This is a genomic window from Caballeronia sp. M23-90 (genome assembly GCF_053574605.1).
This window is the reverse complement of sequence record NZ_JBSIPA010000133.1, coordinates 1-14,358: the sequence shown is the minus strand read 5'-3', so window position 1 is coordinate 14,358 and position 14,358 is coordinate 1. Positions and strand designations below refer to the sequence as shown.

Annotated in this window: 10 protein-coding genes and 1 tRNA gene; all 11 read right to left on the bottom strand. The window is 58.5% G+C overall.

Annotated features, from left to right (window positions below):
* Positions 1 to 1,618, bottom strand: a 1,618-nt coding sequence (gene recQ / locus ACRXB1_RS15315) for a DNA helicase RecQ (protein WP_449492455.1), incomplete at its 3' end; no start/stop codon positions are given.
* Positions 1,619 to 1,809: 191 nt separating this feature from the next.
* Positions 1,810 to 6,057, bottom strand: coding sequence for a DNA-directed RNA polymerase subunit beta' (rpoC, locus tag ACRXB1_RS15310; RefSeq protein WP_062000494.1), 4,248 nt, complete (start codon positions 6,055 to 6,057; stop codon positions 1,810 to 1,812).
* 21 nt (positions 6,058 to 6,078) lie between these two features.
* Positions 6,079 to 10,185, bottom strand: coding sequence for a DNA-directed RNA polymerase subunit beta (rpoB, locus tag ACRXB1_RS15305; RefSeq protein ID WP_062000495.1), 4,107 nt, complete (start codon positions 10,183 to 10,185; stop codon positions 6,079 to 6,081).
* Between the two features lie 367 nt (positions 10,186 to 10,552).
* Positions 10,553 to 10,921: a 50S ribosomal protein L7/L12 gene (gene rplL / locus ACRXB1_RS15300; protein WP_062000496.1), complete on the bottom strand. Its 369-nt coding sequence runs from the start codon at positions 10,919 to 10,921 to the stop codon at positions 10,553 to 10,555.
* Positions 10,922 to 10,996: 75 nt separating this feature from the next.
* Positions 10,997 to 11,527, bottom strand: a complete 531-nt coding sequence (gene rplJ, locus ACRXB1_RS15295) for a 50S ribosomal protein L10 (RefSeq protein WP_062000497.1) — start codon at positions 11,525 to 11,527, stop codon at positions 10,997 to 10,999.
* Positions 11,528 to 11,824: 297 nt separating this feature from the next.
* Entirely contained in the window at positions 11,825 to 12,520 is a 696-nt protein-coding gene (gene rplA / locus ACRXB1_RS15290) for a 50S ribosomal protein L1 (protein WP_062000498.1), read from the bottom strand.
* Positions 12,521 to 12,952, bottom strand: coding sequence for a 50S ribosomal protein L11 (rplK, locus tag ACRXB1_RS15285; RefSeq protein WP_056355388.1), 432 nt, complete (start codon positions 12,950 to 12,952; stop codon positions 12,521 to 12,523).
* A 155-nt stretch (positions 12,953 to 13,107) separates the two neighbouring features.
* A complete protein-coding gene (gene nusG, locus ACRXB1_RS15280; protein WP_062000499.1) occupies positions 13,108 to 13,665 on the bottom strand; it encodes a transcription termination/antitermination protein NusG in 558 nt (185 codons plus the stop codon).
* A gap of 1 nt (position 13,666) precedes the next feature.
* The gene (gene secE / locus ACRXB1_RS15275; RefSeq protein WP_056355385.1) at positions 13,667 to 14,047 is read right to left on the bottom strand and encodes a preprotein translocase subunit SecE; all 381 of its coding nucleotides are present in this window, start codon (positions 14,045 to 14,047) and stop codon (positions 13,667 to 13,669) included.
* Positions 14,048 to 14,081: 34 nt separating this feature from the next.
* A tRNA-Trp gene (locus ACRXB1_RS15270) sits at positions 14,082 to 14,157 on the bottom strand.
* A gap of 74 nt (positions 14,158 to 14,231) precedes the next feature.
* Positions 14,232 to 14,358, bottom strand: a 127-nt coding sequence (locus tag ACRXB1_RS15265; RefSeq protein WP_449492456.1) for an EF-Tu C-terminal domain-related protein, incomplete at its 5' end; no start/stop codon positions are given.

Sequence of the window (14,358 nt, the reverse complement as noted above, 5' to 3'; positions counted from 1 at the left end):
TGGCGGTCGGATCGGCGCGCTCGCCCGTCCGGCTGGAAGACTGGCGGGTGCGCGTCGGCTTTACATATTTGCGCAGCGTAACGTCCTGCTCGCCCTTCAACACGGCTTTACTCGCCTCGGTGAGGACGAGGGCGCCGAAACCATCGTGGTCTACGGCGAGGTAGCCAAACGCGACCAACTGACGAAAAACAGCGCGCCATTCCTGTTCTGATAGCGCGGCGCCGAGTCCGAACGTAGAAAGTTTTTCGTGACCGCGCTGGAGCAACTTCTCCGAACGGCTGCCACGCAGAATATCGATCAGATGTCCTGCGCCAAAGTGAAACCCACTGGCCTTGTACGCCCGATACACACAGGACAGCGCCATCTGCGCCTCGCGTGTCGCGTTCCACGATTCGGGCGGCTCGAGGCACGTATCGCAGTTTCCGCAAGGCTGGCTGGCTTCGCCGAAATAGCCGAGCAAGCGCACGCGCCGGCATGACGCCGCTTCGCACAGTCCTAGCAGCGCGTCGAGCTTGCCGCCCTGCACGCGCTTGTGGGTATCGTCGGCGTCTGATTCGTCGATCATCTTGCGCTGCTGGACAACATCGCCAAGACCGTAGGCCATCCACGCATTCGCCGGCATGCCGTCGCGGCCCGCACGGCCGGTTTCCTGGTAATAGCCCTCCACGCTCTTTGGCAAATCCAGATGCGCGACGAAACGCACATCAGGTTTGTCGATACCCATGCCGAAAGCAATCGTCGCGCACATCACGATGCCCTCTTCGCGCTTGAACATTTCCTGGTGTCGCTGACGTGTTTCGTACTCCATGCCCGCGTGGTAAGGCAGCGCTCGTACGCCCTGGCTTTTCAGCCAGTCCGCGGTTTCTTCCACCTTTCGCCGCGACAGACAGTAGATCACGCCGGCGTCCGTGGTTTTGTCGGGATTGGTGTGCTCCGCGCGGATGAAATCGAGCAGCTGCGCACGCGCGTTGTCCTTCTCCACGATGCGGTATCGGATGTTCGGCCGGTCGAAGCTCGAGACGAAAATCCTTGCGTCATCCAGAGCGAGTCGATGCACGATTTCATCGCGCGTAATGGCGTCGGCAGTGGCCGTCAGTGCAATCCGGGGCACCGATGGAAAGCGCTCGTGCAGCACCGACAACTGAATGTATTCAGGGCGAAAATCGTGGCCCCATTGCGACACGCAATGCGCTTCGTCGATGGCAAACAAACCGATGCGCACGCTCTCGATCAATTCGAGAAAACGTGGCGTCATCAAACGTTCCGGCGCGACGTATAGCAGGTCGATCTCGCCGTTACGCAGGGCGCGCTCAGTAGCCGCGGCTTCAGCGCCGGTCAGCGTGGAGTTCAGGCAAGCAGCGCGCACGCCGACTTCGCTGAGAGCGGCAACCTGATCCTGCATCAACGCGATCAGCGGTGACACGACAATCCCCGCGCCGAATCCCGCCTCGCGCCTCAACAAAGCGGGTATCTGGTAACACAACGACTTCCCGCCGCCGGTTGGCATGAGCACGAGCGAATCCCCGCCGGCAGCCACATGCTCGACGATATCGCCTTGCTGCCCCCGGAATGCGGGATAGCCAAATACTTCCTTGAGAATTTCGAGCGAACGGGACATTGGGAAGACGGAATGCGTCGGAAGCGTGAGTAACCCGATTTTACCAACGCAGAGCGTGCTTAAACGGGCATCGGCTCAACGTTAGCCATTCGATAGAGCAAAAAAAAGCCGCCCGGTAAAAACCGGGCGGCTTCTTGTGCTAGCAGATCAGTCGTTGAAAATCAGGCCTGTTGCGGGCCGACCTCCAGAACTTATTCCGCCGGATGCTGCTGTTCAGCAGGTACGACCGGTGCTGCTTCGGGCGTACCGAACTCGAACGATTCTTCCGCTGCGATCTGGTCGAAACGTTGACGATCCGACAGCTCGCGGCTCTTGCGTGCCTTGTGGAACGCGAGACCCGTACCGGCCGGAATCAGACGGCCGACGATCACGTTTTCCTTCAGACCGCGCAGATCGTCGCGCTTGCCCATGATTGCGGCTTCGGTCAGCACGCGCGTCGTTTCCTGGAAGGAAGCGGCCGAGATGAACGAATCGGTCGAGAGCGATGCCTTCGTAATACCCAGCAGCACGTTCTCGTAGGTCGCGGGGATCTTGCCTTCCGCGGCCATCCGGTCGTTCTCGTCCAGCATGTCCGAACGCTCGACTTGTTCGCCCATGATGAAACGCGTATCGCCGTTGTCGACGATCTGCACACGACGCAACATCTGACGCACGATCACTTCAATGTGCTTGTCGTTGATCTTCACGCCCTGCAGACGGTACACGTCCTGCACTTCGTCCACGATGTAACGCGCCAGCGCCTCGATACCCTGCAAACGCAAGATGTCGTGCGGATCCGCCGGGCCGTCGACGATCATTTCGCCCTTGTTGACGACCTGACCATCATGCACCAGCACCTGCTTTTCCTTCGTGATCAGGAACTCATGCTGTTCCCCTTCCACGTCGGTAATGACGAGACGCTGCTTGCCCTTCGTGTCCTTACCGAACGACGTCGTACCCGTGACTTCCGCCAGAATGCCGGCGTCCTTCGGCGAGCGCGCTTCGAACAACTCGGCCACGCGCGGCAGACCACCGGTAATGTCACGCGTCTTCTGCGCTTCAACCGGGATACGTGCCAGCACTTCACCGACCTGCACTTGCTGACCATCCTTCACGGTGATCAGTGCGCCAACCTGGAAGCCGATCTGCACCGAATGCTCGGTGTTCGGGATCTTGACTTCTTCGCCTTGTGCATCGAGCAGCTTCACTTGCGGACGAACACTCTTAGACGCCTGCGAACCACGACGCTTCACGTCGATCACGACGAGCGTTGAAAGCCCCGTCACATCGTCGATCTGCTTGGCTACCGTCACGCCTTCTTCGACGTTTTCGAACTTCACCGTACCGCCCCACTCGGTGATGATCGGACGGGTCAACGGATCCCATTGAGCCAGTTGTGCACCGGCCTTGATCTGGACGCCGTCGAGTTGCAGCAGCGTTGCGCCGTACGGGATTTTGTGACGTTCACGCTCACGACCGAGGTCGTCGGCAATGATCGCCTCGCCCGAACGCGAGATGACGATCTGCTCGCCCTTCGCATTCGTGACGTAACGCATTGTTGCCGTGAAACGCACCGTACCGTTCGACTTGGCTTCCACCGACGAAGCGATCGCCGCACGCGACGCCGCGCCACCGATGTGGAACGTACGCATGGTCAACTGCGTGCCCGGTTCGCCGATCGACTGCGCAGCGATCACACCAACCGCTTCGCCGACGTTCACGCGCGAGCCACGACCCAGGTCGCGGCCGTAGCACGAAGCGCACAGGCCGTAACGCGTTTCGCAGGTCAACGGTGTGCGCACGCGCACTTCGTCGATACCCAGGCGTTCGATTTCGTCGACCGCATCTTCGTCCAGCAACGAACCCGATTCAAACAGCGTTTCCTGCGTTTCCGGGTTGACGACGTCAGCCACCGCCACGCGACCCAGAATCCGGTCACGCAAGGCTTCGACGACTTCACCACCTTCAACCAGCGCCTTCATGGCCACGCCGTTCGTCGTGCCGCAATCGTCTTCGACCACGACCAGATCCTGCGTCACGTCAACGAGACGACGCGTCAGGTAACCCGAGTTCGCCGTCTTCAACGCCGTATCGGCCAGGCCTTTACGTGCACCGTGCGTCGAGATGAAGTACTGCAACACGTTCAGGCCTTCACGGAAGTTCGCCGTGATAGGCGTCTCGATGATCGAGCCGTCCGGCTTCGCCATCAGGCCACGCATACCAGCCAGCTGACGAATCTGAACTGCCGATCCACGCGCGCCCGAATCGGCCATCATGTAGATCGAGTTGAACGATTCCTGCTTCGTTTGATTACCGTCGCGGTCGACCACGGGTTCCGTAGCCAACTGCTCCATCATCGCCTTGCCGACCGCTTCCGACGTTGCCGACCAGATGTCGACGACGTTGTTGTAGCGCTCTTGCGAGGTGACGAGACCCGACATGTACTGACGGTCGTATTCCTTCACCTTCTTGGCTGCATCGCCGACGATCTGTTCTTTTTGCGGCGGCACGAGCATGTCGTCGACGCAAATCGAAATACCGGCGCGCGTAGCCAGACGGAAACCCATCTGCATCAACTGGTCGGCGAAGATCACCGTTTCGCGCAGACCGCACTTGCGGAATGCCGTGTTGATCAGGCGCGAAATTTCCTTCTTCTTCAGCGGACGGTTCAGCACCGAGAACGGCAGTCCTGGCGGCAGGATCTCCGACAGGATGGAACGGCCAACGGTGGTTGCGTACAGCGTGATCTTCGGCACGAACTTCGGTGCGCCTTCGCTTTGGTCCGGGTTGTGAATGTTTTCCGTAATCCGGACATTCACCCGCGACGCCAGCTCGACTTCCTTGTTTTCGTACGCGCGAATCGCTTCCGACACGCCGGTAAACGTCATGCCTTCGCCCTTGCCATTCACCGCTTCACGCGATGCGTAGTAAAGACCCAGCACGATATCCTGCGACGGTACGATCGACGGATCGCCGTTGGCCGGGAACAGGACGTTGTTCGACGCCAGCATCAGCGTGCGCGCTTCCATCTGCGCTTCCAGAGACAGCGGCACGTGAACGGCCATCTGGTCACCGTCGAAGTCGGCGTTGAACGCCGCGCACACGAGCGGATGCAACTGGATAGCCTTACCTTCGATCAGCACCGGCTCGAAAGCCTGAATGCCGAGACGGTGAAGCGTAGGCGCACGGTTCAGCATGACCGGATGTTCACGAATGACTTCTTCGAGAATGTCCCACACCACGGCTGTCTGGTTCTCGACTTCCTTCTTCGCGGCCTTGATGGTGGTAGCAACACCCATCACTTCCAGCTTGTTGAAGATGAAAGGCTTGAACAGTTCAAGCGCCATCAGCTTCGGCAATCCGCACTGATGCAGCTTGAGCGTCGGACCCACCACGATCACCGAACGGCCCGAATAGTCAACGCGCTTACCGAGCAAGTTCTGACGGAAACGACCGCCCTTACCCTTGATCATGTCAGCGAGCGACTTCAGCGGACGCTTGTTCGCGCCGGTCATTGCCTTACCGCGACGACCATTGTCGAGCAGCGAATCGACGGCTTCCTGCAGCATCCGCTTTTCGTTGCGGACGATGATCTCAGGCGCCTTCAATTCGAGCAGACGTTTCAACCGGTTGTTACGGTTGATCACGCGGCGATACAAGTCGTTCAGGTCCGACGTAGCGAAACGGCCACCGTCGAGCGGCACGAGCGGACGCAGTTCCGGCGGCAGCACCGGCAGCACTTCCAGCACCATCCAGTCCGGCTTGATGCCCGAACGCTGGAATGCCTCGAGCACTTTCAGGCGCTTCGCGTACTTCTTGATCTTCGCTTCCGAACCCGTGTTCTTGAGTTCGGTGCGCAGCACTTCGACCTGTTCGTCGATGTTGATTGCGCGCAGCAGTTCACGCACGCCTTCCGCGCCCATCTCGGCACGGAATTCGTCGCCGTATTCTTCAACCTTGTTGTAGTAATCCTCTTCCGTCATGATCTGCCGCGCTTTCAGCGGCGTCATGCCCGGTTCGATCACCACGTACGCTTCGAAATACAGCACGCGTTCGATGTCGCGCAGCGTCATGTCGAGCACCATGCCCAGACGCGACGGCAACGACTTCAAGAACCAGATGTGCGCAACCGGCGAGGCCAGTTCAATGTGGCCCATCCGTTCGCGACGCACCTTGGCGAGCGTCACTTCGACGCCGCACTTTTCGCAGATCACGCCACGGTGCTTCAGGCGCTTGTACTTGCCGCACAGGCACTCGTAGTCCTTGATCGGGCCAAAGATCTTGGCGCAGAACAGACCATCGCGTTCCGGCTTGAAGGTCCGGTAGTTGATGGTTTCAGGCTTCTTCACTTCGCCGAAGGACCACGAGCGAATCTTGTCCGGCGAGGCCAGACCGATCTTGATCGCGTCGAATACTTCAGGTTGTTGGACTTGCTTGAATAGATCGAGCAGAGCTTTCATTGCGTCTCTCCAGTAGTCCGATTAGTTCCGGTCCAGGTCGATGTCGATACCGAGCGACCGGATTTCCTTCACCAACACATTGAACGACTCAGGCATGCCGGCATCGATCACGTGGTCACCCTTGACCAGGTTCTCATACACCTTGGTACGACCCGCCACGTCATCCGACTTGACAGTCAGCATTTCTTGCAGCACGTACGAAGCGCCATATGCTTCGAGCGCCCACACTTCCATCTCACCGAAACGCTGGCCGCCGAACTGCGCCTTACCACCCAGCGGCTGCTGCGTGACGAGCGAGTACGGTCCGGTCGAACGGGCGTGCATCTTGTCGTCGACCAGGTGATGCAGTTTCAGGTAGTGCATGTAGCCCACCGTGACCGTCCGTTCGAACGGTTCACCCGTGCGGCCGTCGCTCAACTGCACCTGATTCTTCGACTTCGTCATGCCGAGCTGCTTCGCGATGTCGTCCGGGAACGCCAGATCCAGCGCACGTTCCATTTCGCCTTCCGTCGCGCCGTCGAACACCGGCGTTGCAAAAGGAACGCCTTCGCGCAGGTTCTTCGCCAATTCGACGATTTCGTCGTCGGTGAAGTTTTCCAGCTCTTCCTGGCGGCCCGACTCGTTGTAGATCTTCGTCAGGAACGCACGCAGTTCTTCGATCTTGGTCTGACGCTGCAGCATTTCACCGATACGCCATCCCAGACCCTTCGCGGCCCAGCCCAGATGCACTTCGAGAATCTGACCCACGTTCATCCGTGAAGGCACGCCCAGCGGGTTCAGCACGACGTCGGCCGGACGGCCATCGGCCATGTACGGCATGTCTTCGATCGGCACGATCTTCGACACCACACCCTTGTTACCGTGACGGCCGGCCATCTTGTCGCCCGGTTGCAGACGACGCTTAACAGCCAGGTACACCTTGACCATTTTCAGCACGCCCGGCGGCAGTTCGTCGCCTTGCGTCAGCTTCTTGCGCTTCTCTTCGAACGCCAGGTCGAACTGGTGACGCTTCTGTTCGATGGAATCCTTGATGGCTTCCAGTTGCGCAGCAGCTTCTTCGTCGGCCAGACGGATGTCGAACCAGTGGTAGTGATCCAGATCTTCCAGGTACGGCAGGTCGATCGCCGTGCCCTTCGCCAGCTTTTTCGGGCCGCCATTCGCGATCTTGCCGTTGAGCATACGGGCGAGACGCGAGAAAGCGTCGCCTTCCACAATGCGCAACTGGTCGTTCAAGTCCAGGCGATAACGCTTCAGTTCGTCATCGATGATCTGTTGTGCACGCTTGTCACGTGTGATGCCTTCGCGCGTGAACACTTGCACGTCGATCACCGTTCCGCTCATGCCAGACGGCACGCGCAGCGACGTATCCTTCACGTCCGACGCCTTCTCACCGAAGATTGCGCGCAGCAGCTTTTCTTCCGGCGTCAGTTGGGTCTCGCCCTTCGGCGTGACCTTGCCGACCAGCACGTCGCCCGCTTCGACTTCAGCGCCGATGTACACAATGCCCGACTCATCGAGACGACCGAGTTGCACTTCAGCCAGGTTCGAGATGTCGCGCGTGATTTCTTCCGGTCCGAGCTTCGTGTCGCGTGCAACCACATTCAGTTCTTCGATGTGGATCGACGTGTAACGGTCTTCGGCAACGACCTTCTCCGAGATCAGGATCGAATCTTCGAAGTTGTAGCCGTTCCACGGCATGAACGCGACGAGCATGTTCTGGCCAAGCGCGAGCTCGCCCAGATCGGTCGATGCACCGTCAGCCACCACGTCGCCACGGCCAACCTTGTCGCCGACCTTCACGATCGGACGCTGGTTGATGTTCGTGTTCTGGTTCGAACGCGTGTACTTGATCAGGTTGTAGATGTCGACACCGACTTCGCCGGCAACTGCTTCGTCGTCGTTCACGCGAATCACGATACGGCCGGCATCGACGTAATCCACGAGACCGCCGCGGAACGCCTGAACGGTCGTACCCGAGTCGACCGCCACCGTACGTTCGATACCCGTACCAACCACGGCCTTTTCAGGACGCAGGCAAGGAACCGCCTGCCGTTGCATGTTCGAGCCCATCAATGCGCGGTTCGCGTCATCGTGTTCAAGGAACGGAATCAGCGAAGCAGCCACTGACACGATCTGCGACGGCGCCACGTCCATGTACTGGATGCGGTCCGGCGTGACCATCAGCGTTTCGCCCGCTTCACGCGACGAAACCAGCTCGTCGGTCAGCGTGCCGCCTTCGCCCAGCGACGCGTTCGCCTGAGCGATCACGTAACGGCCTTCTTCGATCGCCGAGAGGTAATCGATCTGATCGGTCACCTTGCCGTCCACCACTTTCCGATACGGCGTCTCGAGGAAACCGTATTCGTTCAAGTGCGCGTACAGCGCGAGCGAGTTGATCAGGCCGATGTTCGGACCTTCCGGCGTTTCGATCGGGCACACGCGGCCGTAGTGAGTCGGGTGCACGTCGCGAACTTCAAAGCCTGCGCGTTCACGCGTCAAACCGCCCGGTCCAAGAGCCGATACACGGCGCTTGTGGGTAATTTCCGACAACGGGTTCGTCTGGTCCATAAACTGCGACAACTGCGACGAACCGAAGAACTCGCGAATGGCGGACGAGATCGGCTTCGAGTTGATCAGGTCGTGCGGCATCAGGTTTTCGCTTTCAGCCTGACCCAGACGTTCCTTCACAGCCCGCTCCACGCGCACGAGGCCCGCACGGAACTGGTTCTCAGCCAATTCACCGACGCAACGCACACGGCGATTGCCCAGGTGATCGATGTCATCGACTTCGCCCTTGCCGTTACGCAGCTCGACCAAAATCTTGATGGTCGCGAGGATGTCCTCATCCTGCAGCGTCATCGGGCCAACGATTTCGTCACGGCCCACGCGGCGATTGAACTTCATACGACCTACCTTCGACAGGTCGTACGCGTCTTCGCTATAGAACAGCCGGTTGAACAGCGCTTCGACGGCTTCTTCGGTCGGCGGTTCGCCCGGGCGCATCATGCGATAAATCGCAATACGCGCAGCCATGCGGTCGGCCGTTTCGTCGATACGCAGCGTCGACGAGATATACGGACCCTGATCCAGATCGTTCGTGTAGAGCGTCTGGATGTCCTTGACCTTCGACTCGCGCAGCTTTTCGAGAACGGTTTCGGTGATTTCGTCGTTTGCGTTCGCGATCACTTCGCCCGTCTCGCCGTCCACGACGTTCTTCGCCAGCACGCGGCCGAGCAAATAGTCTTCCGGCACCGAGATGAACTTCGTCTTTGCGGCTTCGAGGTCGCGAATGTGCTTGGCGTTGATCCGCTTGTCCTTCTGGACAATGACGTTGCCTTCGCGATCCTGGATGTCGAAACGCGCGACTTCGCCGCGCAGACGCTCCGGCACGAATTCCATTTGCGCGCCTTCGCCCATCAGCGCGAAGTTATCGAATACGAAGAAGTTCGCGAGGATCTGTTCCGGCGTCAGGCCGATAGCCTTCAGCAGGATCGTCACCGGCATTTTCCGGCGGCGGTCGACGCGGAAATACAGCACGTCCTTCGGGTCGAATTCGAAGTCGAGCCACGAACCACGGTAAGGGATGATACGAGCCGAGAACAGCAGCTTGCCCGAGCTGTGCGTCTTGCCCTTGTCGTGCTCGAAGAACACACCAGGCGAACGATGCAACTGGGACACGATCACGCGTTCCGTGCCGTTGATGACGAACGAACCGGTCGGCGTCATGAGCGGCATTTCGCCCATGTAGACTTCTTGCTCCTTCACTTCCTTGACGACCGGCTTGCTCGGCGATTCCTTGTCGAGCAGCACCAGGCGCACCTTGGCGCGCAAGGCGGAGCAGTACGTCAAACCACGCTGCTGACATTCCTTGATGTTGAATGCCGGCGGCGAGAGCATGTAGCTTACGAACTCGAGACGCGCAAACCCGTTGTGCGAAACGATTGGGAACACCGACGAAAACGCTGCTTGCAACCCTTCCGCTTTGCGCTGTGTTGCGCTGGTGGTCTCTTGCAGAAAGGTGCTGAATGATTCAAGCTGGGTAGCCAGCAGAAAGGGAACCTGGTGAACGATGGGGCGTTTCGCGAAACTCTTGCGAATACGCTTCTTCTCGGTGAAGGAATATTGCATACGATCTCCGAATCACTACGGGCGTTGCCGAGGCGGGATACCTCGATGACACGACCCGGTGTTCACCGACTGAGACTCGCCATACGTCCCGGGGAGGGACGACGAGCCTAGAAGCTTGGTGGTTGGCCGCTACCAACCGCTGGCTGACGGCAGCGGATGCCTATGTTTCCCGCTACCCGACCAAACTTGCCTTCTGCAGTCGCTTCAGAAGACAAAGAAAAGAATCGGCAAGCCTTCCCAACCGATGATTTTCTTTGGCTTCTACGTGGTCATAGTTACTGAAACCAACGACTTGAAACCTAGTCCCTACAAAGCAGAAAAAGGCCGGCGGTCATAGACCGCCAGCCTTAGCAAAGCGCAGCCGAACTTACTTGATTTCAGCCTTCGCGCCTGCTTCTTCCAGCTTCTTCTTCGCTTCTTCAGCAGCAGCCTTCGGTACCGATTCCTTAACAGGCTTCGGTGCACCGTCAACCAGGTCCTTCGCTTCCTTCAGGCCAAGACCCGTCAGTTCGCGAACAGCCTTAATCACCGACACCTTGTTCGCGCCGATTTCGACGAGGTTCACCGTGAACTCGGTTTGCTCTTCAGCAACTGCAGCGGCACCAGCAGGGCCAGCAACAGCTACGGCAGCAGCCGACACGCCAAACTTCTCTTCGAACGCCTTGACCAGCTCGTTCAGTTCCAGAACCGACATCGAGCTTACTGCTTCGAGGATGTCATCTTTTGCGATTGCCATTTGAAATACTCCTAAATTGAATTCGGATACAGCCAGCGATCTTGTAAGCCTAACCAGGCAACCAAGCGCGGTACGTTAAGCAGCAGCTTCCGGTTGCGCTTCAGCCGGAGCTTCTGCGCCGCCACCCTTCTTTTCGGCAAGCGCGGCCAAAGCGCGCGCGAAGCCGGCAACAGGAGCTTGCATGACGTACAACAACTTGGAGAGCAGTTCTTCGCGGCTCGGGATGTTGGCGAGTGCTTGCACAGCCGCCTTGTCCATCACGTTGCCTTCGTAGGAACCGGCCTTGATGATCAACTTGTCATTGGTTTTGCCGAAGTCGTGAACGACCTTGGCAGCAGCAATTGCATCTTCAGAGATGCCGTAGATCAGAGGACCGGTCATCTGCTCGGCCAGCGGAGCGAACGGCGTACCTTCCACGGCGCGACGCGCCAACGTGTTTTTCAACACGCGGAGATACACTTGTTGCTCGCGAGCCTTTGCGCGCAGCTTGGTCAGATCGCCAACCGCAATTCCACGATACTCAGCGAGCACCATCGTCTGAGCCTTCGCGACTTGCGCGGCGACTTCAGCGACAACTGCCTGCTTGTCTTCTTTGTTCAGTGGCACGGTTAAACCTCCAGATTCGATGCGCCAACTTAGCGCATCGCGTTCAACAACGGCGTCCGACCTGTCAGGAGTATTTCGACCGGCTAGTGCGTATCTCGCGACACGCGACAACCGACTTCAACCACACCAAAACTGTTCCGGGTTCGCCATCTGCGTTGGCTTACATTAAGGTCACGCCTGATTGCTGCGCTTCCGCCAACGGTCTTTGACAACCGGTTGCCCGCCAGACCGCAGCTTGCAACCGCCCAAAGCCCTTAACACCGGTTCACGAATCAACGTGAACCGCTGCATGATTCTTTACTGCGAGAGCGTTGCGTGATCGACACGCACGCCGACACCCATGGTGCTCGACAATGCGATCTTGCGCAGATACACGCCCTTGCTGGTCGCCGGCTTGGCCTTTTGCAGAGCGTCCACCAGTGCCGACAAATTCTGACGCAACGACGCCGGCTCAAACGATGCACGGCCGATGGTTGCGTGGATGATCCCGCCTTTGTCAACGCGGAACTGAACCTGACCAGCCTTGGCGTTGCGAACTGCCTGGGCAACATCAGCCGTTACCGTGCCGACCTTCGGGTTCGGCATCAGGCCGCGCGGGCCGAGGATCTGACCGAGCGTACCGACAACGCGCATCGTGTCCGGCGAAGCGATCACGACGTCGAAATTAAGGTTACCGGCCTTGACCTGTTCTGCCAGGTCTTCCATGCCGACCACTTCTGCACCAGCCGCACGAGCTTGCTCAGCCTTTTCGCCTTGCGCAAACACAGCAACGCGAACCGACTTGCCGGTACCGGCAGGCAACACGACGGAACCGCGAACCACCTGATCCGACTTCTTCGCATCGATGCCGAGTTGCACAGCCACGTCGATGGATTCATCGAACTTGGCGCTTGCGCACTCTTTTACAATCGACAGAGCGTCGTCGACCGGGTACAGCTTCATGCGGTCTACCTTGGTAGCCAGCGCTTGGAGACGCTTGGAAAGCTTAGCCATTTAAACGCCCTCCACGGTGATGCCCATCGAACGGGCGCTGCCTGCGATCGTACGAACCGCTGCATCCAGGTCTGCTGCCGTAAGGTCAGGCATCTTGGTCTTTGCGATTTCTTCAGCTTGCGCGCGCGTGATATTGCCGACCTTGTCGACGTGCGGCTTCGGCGAACCCTTCTGGATGGCCGCAGCCTTCTTGATCAGAACGGTAGCCGGCGGCGTCTTCATGATGAACGTGAAGCTCTTGTCCGCGAATGCCGTAATGACCACCGGCACGGGCAGACCCGGCTCCATCGCTTGAGTCTGCGCGTTGAACGCCTTGCAGAACTCCATGATGTTCAGGCCGCGCTGGCCCAGTGCCGGACCAACCGGCGGTGACGGATTGGCTTTACCTGCAGGAATCTGCAGTTTGATAAAGCCGATGATTTTCTTTGCCATGTTGAAAACCTCTGCAGAACGCGTTAGCGTTCGGTGAGTGATAACGCGCGCTCGCCAAAATGGCTACTGACGCTCCTCAACAGTCATATGCGGACTGTAAGCGCGAACCGCGCTACGAAGTTCACACTTCGAGCGCGGCGAACAACGGGTACTTGTTAAACCTTTTCTACCTGACCAAACTCAAGCTCTACCGGCGTTGAACGTCCGAAAATCGTCACCGATACGCGAACCCGCGACTTTTCGTAGTTCACTTCTTCGACGTTGCCGTTGAAGTCCGTGAACGGGCCTTCCTTGACCCGCACCATCTCGCCTACTTCGAACAGGGTCTTCGGGCGCGGCTTCTCCACGCCTTCCTGCATCTGCGACATGATCTTTTCCACTTCACGCGGAGAGATCGGGCTCGGACGATTACGCGCCCCGCCAACGAAACCTGTCACCTTGGCCGTGTTCTTTACCAAGTGCCACGTCTCGTCCGTCATTTCCATCTCGACGAGCACATAGCCCGGAAAGAAACGACGCTCAGTCACAGACTTGTGACCGCCCTTCACTTCCACGACTTCTTCGGTCGGGACGAGGATTTGACCAAACTGATCCTGCATGCCGGCGCGGTCGATACGCTCTTGAAGCGCACGTTGCACGCTCTTCTCCATGCCGGAGTAGGCGTGCACGACGTACCAACGTTTTCCGCCTGGTGATGCCTGTGCTTCGCTCATATCATCTCCAACCCAGAATTACCGAGAATATCACCCACTCGATCGACTTATCGCTAAGCCACAAGAAGATTGCCATGACAAGCACAAATGCAAAGACCACCAATGTGGTTTGCGTGGCTTCCTTACGCGTCGGCCACACCACCTTGCGGACTTCTTTGTACGAATCTTTGGCAAAGGCGATAAAACCTTTTCCCGGTGCGGAGAGAAGACCGACCGCGACACCCGCGATCAAGCCGACAGCCAGCGCGGCGCCGCGAACGTACCACTCCTGGCCACTGAGCCAGAAGAAACCTACGAACCCGGCCAAGACCAACAATACGCCCGCGGTCAACATCAACTTGTCGCCGGAAGTATTTACAGTTTCGACGGAAGGATTCGCCATAACACCTTAAACAGCGCCCGGAGACGCAAGATTGTGGCAGGGGCAGAGGGAATCGAACCCCCAACCTTCGGTTTTGGAGACCGACGCTCTGCCAGTTGAGCTATACCCCTAAACTAGTTGGGGTCAGCAATTTCGCTAACCCCGAAAACTACAGACTATCGAGCAATTTCTGGCGTTGCTCGACTTACTCGAGAACCTTGGCCACGACACCGGCGCCGACGGTACGACCGCCTTCACGGATAGCGAAGCGCAGACCTTCTTCCATGGCGATCGGAGCGATCAGCTTCACCGTGATCGACACGTTGTCGCCC